Source organism: Streptomyces sp. NBC_01235 (assembly GCF_035989285.1).
Classification (GTDB): Bacteria; Actinomycetota; Actinomycetes; order Streptomycetales; family Streptomycetaceae; genus Streptomyces.
The window spans coordinates 7,019,770-7,037,092 of record NZ_CP108513.1 but is presented as its reverse complement, the minus strand read 5'-3'; the positions used below and the strand labels follow the sequence as shown (position 1 = coordinate 7,037,092).

Below are 17,323 nucleotides of genomic sequence, written 5' to 3'. Positions count from 1 at the left end.
GATGGAGCAGCCGCACGGGCCGCCTCCGACAGACGCTCACGAAGGAGCCGCAGATGTCCAGCCTCGCCCGCCCCACCCACGGCCGCATGATCGGCGGAGTGTGCGCCGCGCTGGCCCGCCGCTTCGACACCTCCCCGACCACGATGCGCGTGATCTTCCTGCTGTCCTGCCTTCTGCCGGGCCCGCAGTTCCTGCTCTACATAGCGCTGTGGATCCTGCTCCCCTCGGAGGACAAGGCACGCACGGCCTGGTGACGGCCGTCCGCGTCAACGCCGTTGGGGCGCACCCGGTGGTTCCGGATGCGCCCCAACGGCGTGGTGCGTGGCGGGACGGGCGGCGTCGCTCAGCCGAGCGGGAGGCCGTTCACCGGCAGGCCGTGCGTGGGCAGGCCCTGCAGCGGCAGACCGCCGAGGAGACCGGCGGCGGGCGCGGTCGGGCCCCCGGCGAGGAGCTTCTCGGCGGCCGGCTGGGCGGCGGTCAGGCCCGCGCCGAGCGCCGGCTGGGCCTGCGACAGGGCCCCACCGGCGCCGGGCAGCGCCTGGGCCACGTTCTCCGCCGGCATCGTCTTGGTAATACCGTCCAGGGCCTGCGTGGCGTCCGGAACGGCGGGAGCGGCGTTCGCGGCACCCGCACCGACGGCGGCGAAGGCGGCACCGAGAGCGGCGACACCGAGGGTCTTGGCAGCAGACTGCTTCATGATGAATGCGTCCTCGAGTGGGATACGGGGAACTGAGCGGTTCTCGACCGTAAACACGTGGAGGGGCCGTCGGCAAACATCGAAATGCGGACGGATTGTGAACACCCGCCCGCATTCCGCATCCCGCAAAACCCTGCGGTCAGCCTTCCGTGACCACAGAGCCGCTGGTGGAGGCGGTCTGCTGGAACAGCCATTCGGACTTCAGTTCCGCATAACCAGGCTTGATCACGTCATTGATCATGGCGAGTCGTTCATCGAAAGGAATGAATGCTGACTTCATAGCATTGACCGAGAACCACTGCAGATCGTCGAGCGTATAGCCGAACGCGTCGACAAGGTGCTCGAATTCCCGGCTCATGCTGGTGCCGGACATCAGGCGGTTGTCCGTGTTCACGGTGGCCCGGAAGTGCAGCCGGCGCAGCAGTCCGATGGGGTGCTCGGCGTAGGAGGCGGCGGCGCCCGTCTGGAGGTTGGAGCTGGGACACATCTCCAGCGGGATGCGCTTGTCGCGGACGTAGGAGGCGAGCCGCCCGAGCTTCACGCTGCCGTCGGCGGCGACCTCGATGTCGTCGATGATGCGTACCCCGTGCCCGAGCCGGTCGGCGCCGCACCACTGTAGGGCCTGCCAGATGGACGGCAGCCCGAAGGCCTCCCCGGCGTGGATGGTGAAGTGGTTGTTCTCGCGCTTGAGGTACTCGAACGCGTCGAGGTGCCGGGTGGGCGGGAAACCGGCCTCCGCGCCCGCGATGTCGAAGCCGACGACTCCCAGGTCGCGGTAGCGGTTGGCGAGTTCGGCGATCTCCAGGGAGCGGGCCGCGTGCCGCATGGCGGTGAGCAGGGCGCCGACGCGGATGCGTTGTCCGTTCCGACGGGCCGTCCGTTCGCCTTCCCGGAAGCCCTCGTTGACGGCCTCGACGACCTCTTCGAGTCTCAGCCCGCCGTCGAGGTGCTGTTCGGGGGCGTACCGCACCTCGGCGTAGACGACACCGTCCTCGGCGAGGTCCTCGGCGCACTCGCGGGCGACCCGGACGAGCGCGTCGCGGGTCTGCATCACCGCGACGGTGTGCGAGAAGGTCTCCAAGTACCGTTCCAGGGAACCGGAGTCGGCGGCCTCCCGGAACCAGATGCCGAGCTTGTCGGCGTCGGTCTCGGGGAGTTGGGCGTACCCGGTGTCCCGGGCGAGGTCGACGATCGTGCCGGGGCGCAGCCCGCCGTCGAGGTGGTCGTGCAGCAGAACCTTGGGTGCCCGCCGGATCTGGTCCGAGCTGGGGGTGTTGCCCGCCTGGATGCTCTGGCTCGTCATTTCCGCACTCTAACTCCTACGCGCGTAGATCGCGCGTTGTACAACTCCGCCGATACGTAACGGTGACCGCACGGACGGGTGGAGTACACGCCCGCTTCTGACACTGTTCTGTCATGGGACAGGAAGTATGGGACAGCAAGTGACGCCGGTTCGGACGGCCCGGTTGGGGAGGGCGCTCGGCCCGGAGCCGACGTCGGTGAGCGGGGCGGTGGTGCTGCTCCCGGGGGGCGAGGAGATCTCCAGCCGCAGACCGTCCCCCGTGTGGCCGGCCGGCTCCGTCCGGGGCCTGGGCCGCAGACTCGCGCGGGCGGGACGTGCGCAGGGCGGCCTGGCCATCCACGCCGTGCACTACCGCTACCGGGGCTGGAACGGCAGCGAGGCGCACCTCGCGGCCGACGCGGCCTGGGCGGCCGACGAGATCGTACGGCGTTACGGGGACGTCCCCGTGTGTCTGGCCGGGGTCGACATGGGCGCGCGGGCCGCGCTGCGCGCCGGGGGGCACGAGGCCGTCAACTCCGTGCTGGCGGTGGCTCCCTGGCTGCCGGAGGAGGACATGGCCGCGCCACCCGAACCGGTGAAGCAGCTCGCGGGGCGGCGGGTGCTGATCGTGCACGGCACGAACGACGAGCGCTGCGACCCCGAGCTGTCGTTCCGGCTCGCGGCGCGGGCGAAGAAGGCGAACCGGGACGTGTGCCGGTTCGAGGTGCACTCCGACGGCCACCGGCTGCACCAGTACCGGGGTGAAGTCCTCGCGCTGGCCGAGGACTTCGTCATGGGCGCGCTGTTCGGGCGGACGCTCTCGCGGCCGGTGGAGGACGCGCTGGCGGCTCCGCCGCCGTTGGGGCTGCGGATGCCGTTGGCGGCGGGGTTCGGTTCCTCGTGGCGCCGGTGAGGTCGGGGGTTGTCGCGGATCGTCGCGGGGTGCGGGTTCGTCGCGGCTGATCGCGCCCACGCGGCGGAGCGCACATCGATACGGCCCCGCGCCCCTGGGGCGTGACCTTCAGGTCGGCAGCAAGTTGCCGCGTCTCGACAGGAGGAACTTCTTGAAGGCGGCCACTGGTGGGGTGTCCGGGTGGCCGTCCAGCCAGGCGACGCCGATCTCGCGGGCCGCTCTCGGGGCCGTGACCGTCAGCTCCACCACGCCGGGGCGGGCCACTGCCGGTGGAGGGAGGAGGGCCACCCCCAGCCCCGCCGCCACCAAGCCCCTCAGCGTCTCCGCCTCCTCCCCCTCGAAGGCGATCCGGGGACGGAAACCCGCTTCCTTGCAGAGGTCGTCGGTGATGCGGCGCAGACCGTAGCCGGGTTCCAGGGTCACGAAGGTCTCTTCGGCGGCCTCGGCGAGGCGGACCCGTCTGCGGGCGGCGAGGCGGTGGTCGGCGGGGACGACCAGACGCAGTTTCTGCTCGTCGAGGCGGCGGGCGACGAGGTCGGGGGCGTCCGGGACCGGGGACGTCAGACAGAGGTCCAGCTCACCCGCCCGCAGCCGCTCGATCATCGCCTCGCCGTAGTTCTGGACGAGGCTGAAGCGGACGCGCGGATGGTCGGCGCGGAACGCGTGGATCAGGCCGGGGACGGTCTCGGCGCCCATGGTGTGCAGGAAACCGAACGCGACCTTGCCGGTGGCCGCGTCGGCGTCGGCGCGGACCTCGTCGGCGGCCCGTTCGATCTCGGCGAGGGCGCGTTCGACCGAGGTGAGGAAGGTACGCCCGGCGGGGGTGAGCGAGACCGTGCGGCCGCGGCGGGCGAACAGGTCGACGCCCAGGTCCTGTTCGAGGCGGACCATGGCCCGGGAGAGGGTCGACTGGGGGACGTTCATCTCCTGGGCGGCCCGGGTCACGTGTTCGGTGCGGGCGACCCCCGCGAAGTAGGCGAGCCTCGGCGCCAACGACGTCACCATGTCTTCTGTGTCACTGGACGGTGACAGGCGGGCCTCTGACCTCTGTTGATGCACCATGGGAACGATTATGACGATTCCATGCATTGGACGGATGAGCGGGGCCGTACGTAGTTTCGAAGCATGTCTCCCGCCAGTACCGGGGCGTCCACGATGGTGGGCGCCGCGTCCTCTGTTCCTGTCGCCTCCTCCGCCTCCTCCTCTTCCGATTCCCGTATGACCCCCGGTGGTCCCGGCTACCGCCGGATGAGCTTCGCGCTCTTCCTCGCCGGGGTGGCGACCTTCGCCCTGCTGTACTCCACGCAGGCGCTCCTGCCGCTGATCTCCGGTGACTTCGGGGTGGCGGCGAGCCAGGCGAGCTGGACGGTGGCGGCGGCGACCGGCGGACTGGCCCTGTTCGTCCTGCCGATGAGCGCCCTCTCCGAGCGCTACGGCCGTCGTACGGTGATGACGGCCTCGCTGGCGGTCGCGGTGGGCGTGGGTCTACTGGTCCCCTTCGCCCCCTCCCTGGGCACGCTGGTCGCACTGCGGGCCGTGCAGGGCGCGGCGCTGGCCGGGCTCCCGGCGTCGGCGACGGCGTATCTCGCGGAGGAGGTCCGGCCGAAGGCGCTGGTCACGGCGATCGGCCTGTTCGTGGCGGGCAACAGCGTCGGCGGGATGAGCGGCCGGGTCATCACCGGCTGGGTCGCGCAGGAGTGGGGCTGGCGGGTCGCGGTCGGCGTGATCGGCGCGCTGGCGGTGGCCTGCGCGATCGCCTTCCGGCTGCTGCTGCCGGCGCCGAAGCACTTCAGGACGGGTTCGCTCGCGCCCCGCGTCCTGGCCCGCACGGTCCGCGATCACCTCGCGAACCCGCTGCTGCGCCGGCTGTACGCGATCGGCGCGCTGTTCATGACCGTCTTCGGCGGCGTGTACACGGTCATCGGCTACCGCCTGACGGAGGCACCGTTCTCCCTCCCCCAGGGCATCGTCGGCTCGATCTTCCTGGTGTACCTGGTGGGCACGGTGTCGGCGTCCACGGCGGGCCGGCTGGTCGGCCGGCTGGGGCGGCGCGGCGCGCTGTACCTGGCGGGCGGCACGACGGCCGCGGGCCTGCTGCTGTCGCTGGCGGACTCGCTGGCCCTGGTGCTCCTGGGCCTGGTCCTGATCACGGCGGGCTTCTTCGCGGGGCACGCGGTGGCGTCCTCGGCGGTCAGCAAGACGGCGACGACGGGCCGCGCCCAGGCCTCCGCCCTCTACCAGTCCGCGTACTACGTCGGCTCCAGCACCGGCTCCACGGTCGGCGCGATGGCCTTCCACTCGGGCGGCTGGGCCGGCACGGTCGGCGTGGGTGTCCTGGCGGTGCTCGGCGTCGTGACGATCACGGTGTTCGGGACGCGGGCGGCGCGGGTGGCGGCACGGCGGGACATGCTGGTGGCCGCTCGCTGAACATCCTGAACATTCCCCCTGCTCAGCGTGGATTGTCAGTGGCCGGCGGTACCGTCCGCAGCCACTGGCACCAGCCCGAGCAGGGGGATTTTTCATGGAGTTCCGGATCGACCGCGGTGACCTCGTCGAGGCGGTGGGCTGGGCGGCCCGCGCGCTGCCGGCCCGTACGCCGGTGCCCGTGCTGGGCGGGCTGCTGCTGGACGCGGCGGCCGGGCGGCTGAGCGTGTCGGGGTTCGACTTCGAGACGGCGGCGCGGATCGAGACGGACGCCGAGGTCGGCGTCGACGGGCGCGTGCTCGTTCTCGGGCGCAGGCTCCTCGACATCTGCAAGGTGCTGCCGGACGGGCCGGTGAGCTGTTCCCTGGAGGGCACGCGGTTCACGGTCGAGGCGGGCGGCACCAGCTTCGGCCTGTCGACCCTCCCGCGCGAGGAGTACCCCACCCCGCCCGCGCCACCACAGGCGTACGGCACCGTGGACGCGGCCGCGTTCGCCACGGCCGTCGCCCAGGTCGCGGTGGCGGCGGGCCGCGACGACACGCTGCCGGTGCTCACGGGCGTCCAACTGCTTCTGGACGGCGGGGAGATGACGCTGGCGGCGTCGGACCGCTACCGGTACGCGGTGCGGCGGTTGGAGTGGAAGCCCGAGGCGGCCGCCCCGGGTGTGGTGGAGGCGCTCGTGCCGGCGCGGCGGCTGCTGGAGGTGGCCCGGTCGCTGGCGCGCTGCGGGGTCGTGCGGATCGGGCTCGACGGGGCGTCCGGGGGCGGGCCGATCGGGTTCGAGGGCGGGCGGATGCGGTCGGTCGTACGGCCGCTGGACGGGCGGCTGCCGGCCTACGGAAAGCTGTTCGACATGGCGGGGGCCTCGGTCGCCGAGGTGGAGTGCGGGGCGCTGACGGAGGCCGTGCGGCGGGTCGCGGTGGTGGCGGAGGCGAACAGTCCGGTGCGGCTGGACTTCTCGGCGGGGTCCGTCCTGCTGCGCGCCGGGTACGGCGACGACGTGGCCACGCAGCGGCTGCCCGCCGGGCTGACCGGCGCCGAGGAAGTGAGCGTGGCGTTCAACCCGGCGTTCCTGCTGGACGCGCTCGCCTCCTTCGAGGCGCCGCGACTGCGGGTGGAGCTGCTGGGGACGGGGCAGCGGGCGCTGCTGGGTTCGGCGGACGCGCCCGAGGCGCACCGGCATCTGCTGATGTCGGTGAAGCAACTGGTGTGACGAGTGGCGTGTCAGGCATTTGACCTGCTGCTTTGCCGACCCGGCGGGCCATTGTCAGTGGGCTGCGGTAGCTTCCGAAGTGCTGGGCGCAGAGGCGCGTGACAGGACGGCCACAGGGGTGGGTGGACGATGGGCAACAGCACGGCGACGACGGACCTCGACGTCGCACTGGAGAAGCACCGGACAGAACTGACCGGCTACTGCTACCGCATGCTCGGCTCCTCCTTCGAGGCGGAGGACGCGGTGCAGGACACCCTGGTGCGTGCCTGGCGGAGCTACGACAGGTTCGAGGGCCGCTCCAGCCTGCGCTCGTGGCTGTACCGCATCGCGACGAACGTGTGCCTGGACATGCTGAGGGCCGGCAACAAGCGCGCCAGACCGATGGACCTGTCCGAATCCACCCCCCTCGCCCAGGCGGCGCTCGCCCCCCGCCCCGACAACACCTGGCTGGAGCCGATGCCGGACGCCCGCGTGCTGCCGACGGTGGAGGACCCCGCGGAGGCGGCGGTCGCGAAGGAGTCGGTGCGCCTCGCCTTCATGGCCGCACTGCAGCAGCTCCCGCCGAAGCAGCGGGCGGTACTGATCCTGCGCGAGGTGCTGGCGTGGAAGGCGAGCGAGGTCGCCGAGCTGCTCGACACCACGGTCGCCTCGGTCAACAGCGCGCTCCAGCGGGCTCGGGCCACGCTCTCCGAGCGGGAGGCCTCCGGGGCGAACGCGGCGGTGTCCGACCCGCTGGACGAAGAGCAGAAGAAACTCCTCGAACGCTACGTGGCGGCCTTCGAGGGCTACGACATGACGGCCCTGACGGCCCTCCTCCACGAGGACGCCGTCATGACGATGCCGCCGTTCGACCTGTGGCTGACCGGCCACGACGACATCACCGGCTTCATGACCACGCTCGGCTCCGCCTGCGAGGGCTCGCGCCTGCTGCCGGTCCAGGTCAACGGCCTGCCGGGCTTCGCCCAGTACAAGCCGGACCCGGAGAAGGGCGGCTACACCCCCTGGTCGATCCAGGTCCTGGAGATCTCAGACGGCCGCCTCACCGGATTCCACTTCTACCTCGACACCCAACGCTGGTTCCCCCTCTTCGACCTCCCCCTCCACCTGGATGGGGAGGTCGACGAGGTCGAGCAGGGCGCGTAGCGCGGGATCGGGGCCACGCAGCCGTATCCACCCCCCGGCCCGCCGGGCGGCCAGCTGGAGCCGCGCCAGCAGGTCGACGACGGCGAGCCCCGGCGGCCCGATCCCGGCGACGTCACAGATGACGACCGCGGCACCGGCGGCCTCAATCAGCGCCCGTACGTCGTCGGCGAGCCCCGTCACCTGGGGGCGGGTGACGGGGCCGGTCAGGGTGAGTACGGGGGGTGTCGTCGCTTCCACGATCTGTAGACCGGACGAACGGCCGCAACTCATCGGGACCGCGGGGCGGGTGTCTACTCGGCCGGGAACTCGCTGGTGTCGATGACGAGGTCGAAGGGCGCAGGGAACTTGAGGGGCTCACCGAACTTCGCGGTACTCAGCGGACGGTAGACGTCGCCCTTCGGCTCTCCGTAGAGCGTCGCGGTGGGGCCTTCGGGGGCCCACCGGTCGACGAGGAGGTAGAGCGGGATGCCCGCCGTGGCGTAGGTGGCGGGTTTGCTGACGCGGTCGTGCCGAGCGTTGGACTTCGAGGTGACCTCGACGACGAGTTCGGCCAGTGCGGCCGGAATGTAGGTATCCGCCTCCGTGTGTTCTCAGGCCATTCCATCTCCTCCCAGAACCGGACGAGGTCGTCCCAGCTCTGCTCGGGGTCCTGGCTGACGGTGAGTGCGCTCATGGCGGTGTCCTATCGGTGCGTCACCGATCCCAGCATGCCGAACGGGACCGGCGGCGGTCCACCGATCCCGTTCACCCGAAAGGGGGCTGTGCCATCAGCGGCCTCCGGCCGCGGGCCAGGTCAGGCGATACGTTCCAGCACCACCGGCGACGCCGTGAACGCCGTGCCCGGCGCGCTGATGTCGTACGAGCCCGCCACCGCCTCCAGCGCGTACTCGAAGCGCTCCGGGGTGTCCGTGTGCAGGGTCAGCAGGGGCTGGCCCTCGGTCACCGTGTCGCCAGGCTTGGCGTGCAGTTCCACGCCCGCGCCCGCCTGCACCGGGTCCTCCTTGCGGGCGCGCCCCGCGCCGAGGCGCCAGGCGGCGATGCCGATGTCGTAGGCGTCGAGGCGGGTCAGGACGCCCGAGGCGGTCGCCTTCACCACGTGCTGTTCCTTCGCCGTCGCAAGCACCGCGTCCGGGTCACCGCCCTGGGCCCTGATCATGCGGCGCCAGACGTCCATGGCCGAGCCGTCGGCCAGGGCCTTCGCCGGGTCGGCGTCCTTCACACCCGCCGCGTCCAGCATTTCGCGGGCCAGGGCGAGGGTCAGTTCGACGACGTCCGACGGGCCTCCGCCCGCCAGGACCTCCACCGACTCCCTGACCTCCAGGGCGTTGCCCGCCGTCAGGCCCAGGGGGGTCGACATGTCCGTCAGGAGCGCGACCGTCTTCACGCCGTGGTCCGTGCCGAGGCCCACCATCGTGGACGCCAGCTCCCGCGCGTCCTCGATCGTCTTCATGAAGGCGCCCGTGCCCACCTTCACGTCCAGGACCAGGGAGCCCGTGCCCTCCGCGATCTTCTTCGACATGATCGACGAGGCGATCAGCGGGATCGCCTCCACCGTGCCGGTCACGTCCCGCAGCGCGTACAGCTTCTTGTCGGCCGGGGCCAGGCCGTCGCCCGCCGCGCAGATCACCGCGCCCGTGGAGTCCAGCACCGACAGCATCTCCTCGTTGGAGAGCAGGGCGCGCCAGCCCGGGATCGACTCCAGCTTGTCCAGGGTGCCGCCGGTGTGGCCGAGGCCGCGGCCCGAGAGCTGGGGGACCGCCGCGCCGCAGGCCGCCACCAGGGGGGCCAGCGGCAGCGTGATCTTGTCGCCGACGCCGCCCGTGGAGTGCTTGTCGGCCGTCGGGCGGGACAGGGACGAGAAGTCCATGCGCTCGCCGGAGGCGATCATCGCGGCCGTCCAGCGGGCGATCTCCCGGCGGTCCATGCCGTTGAGGAGGATCGCCATGTTGAGAGCGGCCATCTGGTAGTCGGCCACCTCCCCGCGGGTGTACGCGTCGATGACCCAGTCGATCTGCTCGTCACTGAGCTCACCGCGGTCCCGCTTGGTGCGGATGACGGAGACGGCGTCCATGGCCATGGCTTTCCTTCCGACGTTCATAAAGTGCGCGGCCCCTCTGCGCCAGTCAGAGGGGCCGCGCGGGAGTTACTTGGTGAGGTGGTCCGGGCCGAAGGCCTGCGGGAGCATCTCCGACAGCGGGAGGATCCCCGCCGGCGTCTCCAGCAACAGCTCCGGGCCGCCGAACTCGTACAGCAGCTGGCGGCAGCGGCCGCACGGGACGAGGATCTCGCCCCGGCCGTCCACGCAGGTGAAGTGCGTGAGCCGGCCGCCGCCGGTCCGCTGGAGCTCCGAGACCAGCCCGCACTCGGCGCACAGGCCGAGCCCGTAGGAGGCGTTCTCGACGTTGCAGCCGGAGACCGTGCGGCCGTCGTCCACGAGGGCCGCGACCCCGACCGGGTAGCCCGAGTAGGGGGCGTACGCGTGGGACATGGCCTCGCGGGCCAGCTCGCGCAGCGCGTCCCAGTCGGCGTCGGACCGCGGGGTCACTTGCCCTGGCCCTTCCGGTACGGCATGCCGTCCGCCTTGGGCATCCTCAGCGACTGCGCGGACAGCGAGAGGACCAGCAGGGTGACGACGTACGGCGCGGCCGTGACGACCTGGCGCGGGACCTCGTCCGTGCCGAGGTACCAGACGAACATCAGGGCCGAGATCAGCGCGGTGACGACGGCGGGGACGTACTTCTTCTTCCACGCCAGGTAGGCCGCGCCGAACACCAGCAGGATCGCCAGCAGCAGGATCAGCGCGTGCACGTTGGTCGTGCCGCCGCGCAGGTTGAGGCTGTCGGTGTAGCCGAACAGGCCCGCGCCGAGGGCGAGTCCGCCCGGCATCCAGTTGCCGAAGATCATCGCGGCGAGGCCGATGTAGCCGCGGCCGGCCGTCTGGCCGTCCAGGTAGACGTTGGACGCCACGATCGACAGGAACGCGCCGCCGAGGCCGGCGAAGCCGCCGGAGATGATCACGGCGATGTACTTGTACTTGTAGACGTTGACGCCGAGGGACTCCGCGGCCACCGGGTTCTCGCCGCAGGACCGCAGCCGCAGGCCGAACGCGGTGCGCCACAGCACCCACCAGGTGGCCGGGACGAGGGCGACGGCGACGACGGTCAGCGGCGACAGGTTGGTGATCAGACCGCCGACCAGGCCGGCGATGTCCGAGATCAGGAACCAGTGCTTCTGGTTGAGCGTGTCCAGCCAGCTCGACAGGCCAGGGATGTCGAAGGTGCCCAGCGAGTCGATCGGCGGGGACTGCTTGGAGGAGCCCTGCGGGGCGCCCTCGAAGGTGAACTTCGACAGGTAGCGGGTGGTGCCGACGGCCAGGATGTTGATCGCGACACCGGAGACGATGTGGTTCACGTTGAAGGTGACGGTCGCGATGGCGTGCAGGACGGCGCCGAGCGCGCCGCCGACGATGCCGAAGACGACGCCCGTCCACGGGCCCCACTGGTAGCCGGCCCAGGCGCCGAACCAGGTGCCGAGGATCATCATGCCTTCGAGGCCGATGTTGACGACGCCCGCGCGCTCGGCCCACAGACCGCCCAGACCGGCCAGGCCGATCGGGACGGCGAGCCGGAGGGCCGTGGACATCTGGCCGGTGGAGGTGATGCCGTCCGCGCCGGTGATGAGACGGACGATCGAGGTCAGCACCAGGACACCCGCGATGACCAGCAGGAGGACCGGGAGCGACATGCGGCGGCCCTTGCCGGGCTTCTTCGCCTGCGGCTTGGCGACGGTGGTCGTGGACATCAGGCCGACACCTCCTTCTTGGTGTTCTGGGCGGCGGCCGCGGCGAGCTCGGCGCCGACGCGCCTCTGCTGGCGGCGCAGACCCCACTGGCGTACGGCCTCGTACGAGATGACGACCGCGAAGACGATGACGCCCTGCATGATCGTGGCGATCTCCTTCTCGTACGCCACCGGGGTGGCGTAGTCGAGGGCGGGAGAGGCCTTGTCGAGGAAGGCGATCAGCAGCGCGGCGAAGGCGATGCCGATCGGGTTGTTGCGGCCGAGCAGGGCGATGGTGATGCCGGTGAAGCCGAGACCGGTGGGGAAGCTCAGGCTGTAGGTGTGGGCGTCGCCGAGCAGCAGGGGCAGGCCGGACAGGCCCGCGATGCCGCCGGAGATCAGCATCGCGGTGAGGATCATCCTCTTGGCGTCGACGCCGGAGGCCGCGGCGGCCGTCTCGGACTCGCCGGTGGCGCGCAGGTCGAAGCCGAAGCGGGTGCGGTTGAGGACGACCCAGTAGACGATGCCGAGGGCGATGGCGAGGAAGACCAGGCCGTAGATCTCGCCGACGTCCGCGCCCAGGTCGATGCCGGGGACCCAGCCGGAGTCCTTCATGACACCGGTCGTGTTGTTGTTGCCGACCTGCACGCCCCAGATGTTGTCGAGGGTGAGGTAGCCGATGACGCTGGTGGCGATCGCGTTCAGCATGATCGTGGCGACGACCTCGCTGACGCCCCGGGTCACCTTCAGGACGCCCGCGATGCCGGCCCAGAAGGCGCCGGTGAGGACGCCGACCAGGAGCAGCAGCGGGATCTGCAGGCCGGCCGGCAGGGCGACGTTGGCGCCGACGACGGCGGTCATCATGGCGGCGAGGCGGTACTGGCCGTCGACGCCGATGTTGAACAGGTTCATGCGGAAGCCGATGGCGACCGACAGGGCGGCGATGTAGTACATCGAGGCCTGGTTGATGATCAGGACCTGGACGTCGGAGTAGCCGGCCTGCTCCAGCATGAGCGTGTACGGCTCGATCGGGCTCTTGCCCGAGGCGATCAGCACGACCGAGGTCAGCAGGATCGCCGCGACGAGCGCGATGACCGGGCCGGCCACCGCGAGGAGCACGCGCTCCTTGTCGAACTTCTTCATCGGGCCTCGTCCTCCGGACCGGCAGCTTCCTCGGTGGTTTCCGCGTCGTCCACGTGTTCCAGGTGACCGGTCGCGGCGCCGGTCATGGCGGAGCCGAGCTCCTCCGGGGTGACGGTGGCGGGGTCGGCGTCCGCGACCAGCCTGCCGTTGTAGATCACGCGCAGGGTGTCCGACAGGCCGATCAGCTCGTCGAGGTCGGCGGAGATCAGCAGCACCGCCAGGCCCTCGCGGCGGGCCTCGCGGATGCGGTCCCAGATCTGGGCCTGCGCGCCGACGTCCACACCGCGGGTGGGGTGGGCGGCGATCAGGAACTTCGGGTTGTGGCTCATCTCGCGGCCGACGATCAGCTTCTGCTGGTTGCCGCCGGAGAGCGAGGCCGCGGTGACGTCGATGCCGGGGGTGCGGACGTCGAACTCCTCGACGATCCGGCGGGTGTCGGCCTGGGCGCCCTTGGGGTTGAGCCAGAAGCCCTTGGCGTTGGGGGCCTCGGTGACATGGCCGAGGATGCGGTTCTCCCAGAGGGGGGCTTCCAGGAGCAGGCCCTGGCGGTGGCGGTCCTCGGGGATGTAGCCGACGCCGGACTGGCGCCGCCTGCGGGTGGGCCAGGGGGTGATGTCCTCGCCGAGGAAGGCGATGGTGCCGGAGTCGGCGTTCTTGATGCCGATCAGCGCGTCGATCAGCTCGGTCTGGCCGTTGCCCTCGACGCCGGCGATGCCCATGACCTCGCCGGCGTGGATGGTGAAGCTGACGCCGTCGAGGACCCTCTTGACCTCGCCGCCCTCCGGGGCCAGTGTGGCGCCGCCGGTGGGCTCGGCCTCGACGCCCATGGAGGCGCCGCCGCTGGCGTAGACAGTGAGGTCGGCGACCTGGATGACGGGCTTGTCGGTGACCGTGGACTCGGCGGTCTCCGGGGTGGGCAGCTCGCTGCCGACCATCATCTCGGCGAGCTGACGCGGGGTCGTCTCGGCCGGGACGGCGGTGCCGACGGTCGTCCCGCGCCGGATGACCGTGATCTCGTCGGCGACGGACAGGACCTCGCCCAGCTTGTGGGAGATGAAGATGACGGACAGGCCCTCGGACTTCAGCTCGCGCAGGTTGTCGAAGAGCGCGTCGACCTCCTGCGGGACGAGGACGGCGGTCGGCTCGTCGAGGATGAGGGTCCGGGCGCCGCGGAAGAGGACCTTGAGGATCTCCACGCGCTGCCGGTCGGCGACGCCGAGGTCCTCGACCAGGGCGTCCGGGCGCACGCCCAGGCCGTACCGGTCGGAGATCTCCCTGATCTTCTTACGGGCGTTGCCGCCGATGCCGTACAGCTTCTCGCTGCCCAGCACCACGTTCTCCAGCACGGTCAGGTTGTCCGCCAGCATGAAGTGCTGGTGGACCATGCCGATGCCGCGCGCGATGGCGTCGGCGGGGCTGGAGAAGCTCACCTGTTCGCCGTCGATCGCGATGGTGCCCTCGTCCGGCTTCTGCATGCCGTACAGGATCTTCATCAGCGTCGACTTGCCGGCGCCGTTCTCGCCGACCAGGGCGTGCACGGTGCCCTTGCGGACGGCGAGGTGGATGTCGTGGTTGGCGACGACACCGGGGAAGCGCTTGGTGATCCCCGCCAGCTCAACCGCGATCGTCGACTGTGCGGTGAGCGGAGGGCTGCTGGACGCGTCGATGGCGCACTCTCCTTGGGAAAGGGGCCGCTCTACGCGCGTAGCGCCCCTGCTTTAAATAGTGCCCGGCCCGAATCGACCTTTAGCGATCTTGAAAGCCTCACTGCGAGCAATCTCGATCAGGCTCGATCCGTTCCGAGCATTCTGCCGCGCGAGCGGGGCGCGAGGAGACATTCTCTCCGCGCCCCGTTCCGTGGCCGTAACGCTGTCATTGCAGCGGCTCCGCGGCCAAGGGTTCTGACCGGTTCAGCACCGTGGGGTCAGGAGGTCTTCACCGTGATGGAGCCGTTCTTGATGCCCTCTTCGGCCTTCTTGATCGCGGCCTGGATGTCGGCGTTGTTCGCGAAGGTCGGGTTCGAGTTCGACACGCTCACACCGCCGTTCTCGAGGCTGCCGCGGACCACGCCGGTGGCCGGCTTGCCGTCGTGCACGGACTTGGCCAGCGTGTAGACCGCGCCCTCGACGTTCTTCATGGCCGAGGTGAGGATCGAGGCCTTGTACGCCTTCAGCGCGTCCTGCTTGTACTGGTCGGAGTCGACGCCGATGGCCCAGACCTTGTGGGCGTTGGCGGCCTTGATGACACCCTGGCCGGACAGACCGGCGGCGGCGTAGACGACGTCCGCACCGGCGTCGATCTGGCCCTCGGCAGCGCTCTCACCCTTGTCGGGGCTGGAGAAGCCACCCTCGGCGGCGGTCTCGGTCAGGTACTGCGACTTGACCGTGACGCCCTTCTTGGTGTCCGTGACGCCCTGCTTGAAGCCCGCCTCGAACTTGTGGATCAGCGGGACGTCCACGCCGCCGACGAAGCCGACGGTGTTGGTCTTGGTGGCCTTGGCGGCGGCGACGCCGGCCAGGTAGGAGGCCTGCTCCTCGTGGAAGACGAGGTCGGCGACGTTGTCGGCCTTGATCTGCTCGTCGTCGACGATGCCGAAGGTGGTCTTCGGGTACTTGGCCGCGACCTCCTTGACGGCCGGCGCGTAGGCGAAGCCGACGCCGATCACCGGGTTGTAGCCCTGCTTGGCGAGGCTCTCCAGGCGCTGCACCTTGTCCGCGTCCGACTCGCCGTCCTGCGGCTCGACGGCGGTGGACTTGTAGCCGAACTCCTTGTCGGCCTTGGTCAGGCCGGCCGTCGCGGCGTCGTTGAAGGACTGGTCACCCTTGCCGCCGACGTCGTACGCGAGCGCGAGGCCCAGGTTCTTGTCGCTGCTGTTGGAGGAGGAGGACGACGTGGACGAGCTTCCACAAGCGGAAACGGTCACGGCGAGAGCTGCGGTGGCAACACCCGCAGCCGCGATTCGGGACACCCGGCGCATGGAACTTGACTCCTTTGTGCAAGCGCCCAAACCAGGCGCTGGTTCCGCCGCAGCGTAACGCGCGTAGACCGGACGGAAAAACCCTTCTGTCCGGTCCGTTACCGAGCTGTGGCCACAGATGGAGCCCAGGTTACGGACAGCAGAACGCCCCTTGCGGGAGGCAAGGGGCGCATGGGCTGCAAGGACGCCCGTAAGGGCGTAGCCGGGGCCGGTGCGGGCCCGTGGGGGACGTTACCCGCCGGTTACTTGGTGTTGACCTTGACCGTGCCGTCGATGATGGCCTTCTTGGCCTTGTCGACGGCCGCGACGACGTCCGTCATCGCCTTGTACTTCGGGTTGGAGTCGGCGAAGCCGACGCCGTCGTTGGAGAGGCTGCCGCGGACCACGCCGGAGAGCGGCTTGCCGTCGACGACGGACTTCACGAGGTCGTAGACGGCGCCGCCGACGTTCTTCAGGGCCGAGCCGAGGACGTAGTCCTTGTACGCCTTCAGCGCGCTCTGGTTGTACTGGTCGGAGTCGACGCCGATGGCCCACACCTTCTTGGCGGCGGCCTCGGTGATCACGCCCTGACCGGACAGGCCGGCCGCGTGGTACAGCACGTCCGCGCCGGCCTCGATCTGGCCGCCGGCCGCGTCCTTGCCCTTGTCGGGGCTGGAGAAGCCGCCTTCCTGAGCCGTCTCGGTCAGGTACTGCGACTCGATCTTGATGCTCGGGTTGACCGACTTGGCGCCCTGGACGTACCCGGCCTCGAACTTGTGGATCAGCGGGATGTCCACACCGCCGATGAAGCCGATGTGCGCCTTCTTGGAGGCCTTGGCGGCGGCGACACCGGCCAGGTACGAGGCCTGCTCCTCGTGGAAGACCATGTCGGCGACGTTCTTCGCCTGGATCTGCTCGTCGTCGATGATCCCGAAGGTGATCTTCGGGAACTTGGCGGCGACCTCCTTGACGGCCGGCGCGTAGGCGAAGCCGACGCCGATCACCGGGTTGTAGCCGGCCTGGGCGAGCTGGGTGAGGCGCTGCACCTTGTCCGCGTCGGACTCGCCGTCCTGCGGCTCGATGTCCTGGCCGCCGAGCTTGAACTCCTTCTCGGCCTTCTGGAAACCGGCGTAGGCGGCGTCGTTGAACGACTGGTCGCCCTTGCCGCCGATGTCGTACGCGAGGCCGATGCCCTTGCCCGAGTATGTGCCGCTGCTGGATTCCGAGTCGCTCGACTTGGAGTCGGTGCTGGACTTGCCGCAGCCGGCGGCGGCGAGCGCGACGACCGCGACGGTCACCGCGGCCCGGGAGAATCTGGTCCTCCGAGACATGAAACGCATAGCAAGCACCCCTTCATCCCCACGGCGCCGTGACCGGCCCGCTTTCCCCTTGGTGGCGCCGTTCCGTGAGGGCTTCCCCGACGAGCCGTTCCCGGTGGCGATTCCGGCGCACAGTAACGCGCGTAGAAGGGGAGGGGAACGGGGTTTCTCGCGGCCGTTATCGATTCGTGCCGGGGTTGGGTTACAAGTGCGGCCCCGGGGTTACGGGTGAGTGACACAAGGTGATGAAGGGGCACCTTTCGGGCCAGGTGCCGACTTGGCGGCCGACGAGGGCGCGATCGGCAGGGACACCTGCCGCACCGGCCCGCGCCCGCGCTCCACTCCGGCCCGCGCACCGCTCCGCGCGGCCCCCCGACTCGTCGACGGCCGACGGATGGAGATCGCCGAGTTCGTGGCACCGGACACGGCAACGCCGAGTTCGTGGCACCGGACA

Annotated in this window: 16 protein-coding genes and 1 pseudogene; 5 read left to right on the top strand and 12 right to left on the bottom strand. The window is 70.4% G+C overall.

Annotated features, from left to right (window positions below; all coding sequences use genetic code 11):
• The first annotated feature begins 53 nt into the window (after positions 1-53).
• Positions 54-254: a PspC domain-containing protein gene (locus OG289_RS31650; protein ID WP_327317455.1), complete on the top strand. Its 201-nt coding sequence runs from the start codon at positions 54-56 to the stop codon at positions 252-254.
• Positions 255-343: 89 nt separating this feature from the next.
• On the opposite strand, the gene OG289_RS31645 is transcribed toward OG289_RS31650, so the two are convergent.
• Positions 344-697 (bottom strand): ATP-binding protein, encoded by a 354-nt coding sequence (locus OG289_RS31645; RefSeq protein ID WP_327317454.1) that lies wholly within the window; start codon positions 695-697, stop codon positions 344-346.
• A 139-nt stretch (positions 698-836) separates the two neighbouring features.
• The gene (locus OG289_RS31640) at positions 837-2,000 is read right to left on the bottom strand and encodes an adenosine deaminase (RefSeq protein WP_327317453.1); all 1,164 of its coding nucleotides are present in this window, start codon (positions 1,998-2,000) and stop codon (positions 837-839) included.
• A 127-nt stretch (positions 2,001-2,127) separates the two neighbouring features.
• On the opposite strand from OG289_RS31640, the gene OG289_RS31635 reads away from it, so the two are divergent.
• Entirely contained in the window at positions 2,128-2,892 is a 765-nt protein-coding gene (locus OG289_RS31635; RefSeq protein ID WP_327317452.1) for an alpha/beta hydrolase, read from the top strand.
• Positions 2,893-3,000: 108 nt separating this feature from the next.
• Here OG289_RS31635 and OG289_RS31630 read toward each other — a convergent pair whose 3' ends face one another.
• On the bottom strand, positions 3,001-3,954 hold the full coding sequence (locus OG289_RS31630) for a LysR family transcriptional regulator (protein ID WP_327317451.1): 954 nt from the start codon (positions 3,952-3,954) through the stop codon (positions 3,001-3,003).
• Positions 3,955-4,017: 63 nt separating this feature from the next.
• On the opposite strand from OG289_RS31630, the gene OG289_RS31625 reads away from it, so the two are divergent.
• The 3 genes from OG289_RS31625 (at position 4,018) to OG289_RS31615 (ending at position 7,672) form a co-directional block, all read left to right on the top strand.
• Positions 4,018-5,319 carry an MFS transporter gene (locus OG289_RS31625; protein WP_327317450.1) on the top strand — a complete coding sequence of 434 codons (1,302 nt, stop codon included), beginning with the start codon at positions 4,018-4,020 and terminating at the stop codon, positions 5,317-5,319.
• Positions 5,320-5,413: 94 nt separating this feature from the next.
• Positions 5,414-6,529 carry a DNA polymerase III subunit beta gene (dnaN, locus tag OG289_RS31620; RefSeq protein ID WP_327317449.1) on the top strand — a complete coding sequence of 372 codons (1,116 nt, stop codon included), beginning with the start codon at positions 5,414-5,416 and terminating at the stop codon, positions 6,527-6,529.
• A gap of 129 nt (positions 6,530-6,658) precedes the next feature.
• On the top strand, positions 6,659-7,672 hold the full coding sequence (locus tag OG289_RS31615) for a sigma-70 family RNA polymerase sigma factor (protein ID WP_327317448.1): 1,014 nt from the start codon (positions 6,659-6,661) through the stop codon (positions 7,670-7,672).
• On the opposite strand, the gene OG289_RS31610 is transcribed toward OG289_RS31615, so the two are convergent.
• The 9 genes and pseudogenes from OG289_RS31610 to OG289_RS31570 form a co-directional block, all read right to left on the bottom strand.
• Positions 7,556-7,942 (bottom strand): STAS domain-containing protein, encoded by a 387-nt coding sequence (locus tag OG289_RS31610; protein ID WP_327317447.1) that lies wholly within the window; start codon positions 7,940-7,942, stop codon positions 7,556-7,558. The two genes, OG289_RS31615 and OG289_RS31610, sit on opposite strands and share 117 nt — an antisense overlap.
• Positions 7,943-7,962: 20 nt before the next feature.
• A pseudogene (locus OG289_RS31605) lies at positions 7,963-8,345 on the bottom strand (Uma2 family endonuclease).
• Positions 8,346-8,465: 120 nt separating this feature from the next.
• Complete coding sequence (locus tag OG289_RS31600) at positions 8,466-9,743, bottom strand: thymidine phosphorylase (protein ID WP_327317446.1); 1,278 nt, start codon at positions 9,741-9,743, stop codon at positions 8,466-8,468.
• 72 nt (positions 9,744-9,815) lie between these two features.
• On the bottom strand, positions 9,816-10,217 hold the full coding sequence (locus OG289_RS31595) for a cytidine deaminase (RefSeq protein WP_327317445.1): 402 nt from the start codon (positions 10,215-10,217) through the stop codon (positions 9,816-9,818).
• Entirely contained in the window at positions 10,214-11,473 is a 1,260-nt protein-coding gene (locus OG289_RS31590) for an ABC transporter permease (protein ID WP_327317444.1), read from the bottom strand. Before OG289_RS31590 ends, OG289_RS31595 begins: the two co-directional genes overlap by 4 nt.
• A complete protein-coding gene (locus tag OG289_RS31585; RefSeq protein WP_327317443.1) occupies positions 11,473-12,594 on the bottom strand; it encodes an ABC transporter permease in 1,122 nt (373 codons plus the stop codon). Before OG289_RS31585 ends, OG289_RS31590 begins: the two co-directional genes overlap by 1 nt.
• A complete protein-coding gene (locus OG289_RS31580) occupies positions 12,591-14,261 on the bottom strand; it encodes an ABC transporter ATP-binding protein (RefSeq protein ID WP_442819108.1) in 1,671 nt (556 codons plus the stop codon). Before OG289_RS31580 ends, OG289_RS31585 begins: the two co-directional genes overlap by 4 nt.
• Positions 14,262-14,518: 257 nt before the next feature.
• The gene (locus OG289_RS31575) at positions 14,519-15,571 is read right to left on the bottom strand and encodes a BMP family lipoprotein (protein WP_327317442.1); all 1,053 of its coding nucleotides are present in this window, start codon (positions 15,569-15,571) and stop codon (positions 14,519-14,521) included.
• A gap of 242 nt (positions 15,572-15,813) precedes the next feature.
• A complete protein-coding gene (locus tag OG289_RS31570) occupies positions 15,814-16,881 on the bottom strand; it encodes a BMP family lipoprotein (protein ID WP_327317441.1) in 1,068 nt (355 codons plus the stop codon).
• Positions 16,882-17,323 lie beyond the last annotated feature (442 nt).

Excerpts from the sequence above, each read along its gene's own strand:
- OG289_RS31650 (WP_327317455.1), top strand. The coding sequence starts at position 54 with ATGTCCAGCCTCGCCCGCCCCACCCACGGCCGCATGATCGGCGGAGTG.
- OG289_RS31645 (WP_327317454.1), bottom strand. The coding sequence starts at position 697 with ATGAAGCAGTCTGCTGCCAAGACCCTCGGTGTCGCCGCTCTCGGTGCC.
- OG289_RS31640 (WP_327317453.1), bottom strand. The coding sequence starts at position 2,000 with ATGACGAGCCAGAGCATCCAGGCGGGCAACACCCCCAGCTCGGACCAG.
- OG289_RS31635 (WP_327317452.1), top strand. The coding sequence starts at position 2,128 with ATGGGACAGCAAGTGACGCCGGTTCGGACGGCCCGGTTGGGGAGGGCG.
- OG289_RS31630 (WP_327317451.1), bottom strand. The coding sequence starts at position 3,954 with ATGGTGCATCAACAGAGGTCAGAGGCCCGCCTGTCACCGTCCAGTGAC.
- OG289_RS31625 (WP_327317450.1), top strand. The coding sequence starts at position 4,018 with ATGTCTCCCGCCAGTACCGGGGCGTCCACGATGGTGGGCGCCGCGTCC.
- dnaN (WP_327317449.1), top strand. The coding sequence starts at position 5,414 with ATGGAGTTCCGGATCGACCGCGGTGACCTCGTCGAGGCGGTGGGCTGG.
- OG289_RS31615 (WP_327317448.1), top strand. The coding sequence starts at position 6,659 with ATGGGCAACAGCACGGCGACGACGGACCTCGACGTCGCACTGGAGAAG.
- OG289_RS31610 (WP_327317447.1), bottom strand. The coding sequence starts at position 7,942 with ATGAGTTGCGGCCGTTCGTCCGGTCTACAGATCGTGGAAGCGACGACA.
- OG289_RS31600 (WP_327317446.1), bottom strand. The coding sequence starts at position 9,743 with ATGGACGCCGTCTCCGTCATCCGCACCAAGCGGGACCGCGGTGAGCTC.
- OG289_RS31590 (WP_327317444.1), bottom strand. The coding sequence starts at position 11,473 with ATGTCCACGACCACCGTCGCCAAGCCGCAGGCGAAGAAGCCCGGCAAG.
- OG289_RS31585 (WP_327317443.1), bottom strand. The coding sequence starts at position 12,594 with ATGAAGAAGTTCGACAAGGAGCGCGTGCTCCTCGCGGTGGCCGGCCCG.
- OG289_RS31575 (WP_327317442.1), bottom strand. The coding sequence starts at position 15,571 with ATGCGCCGGGTGTCCCGAATCGCGGCTGCGGGTGTTGCCACCGCAGCT.
- OG289_RS31570 (WP_327317441.1), bottom strand. The coding sequence starts at position 16,881 with ATGTCTCGGAGGACCAGATTCTCCCGGGCCGCGGTGACCGTCGCGGTC.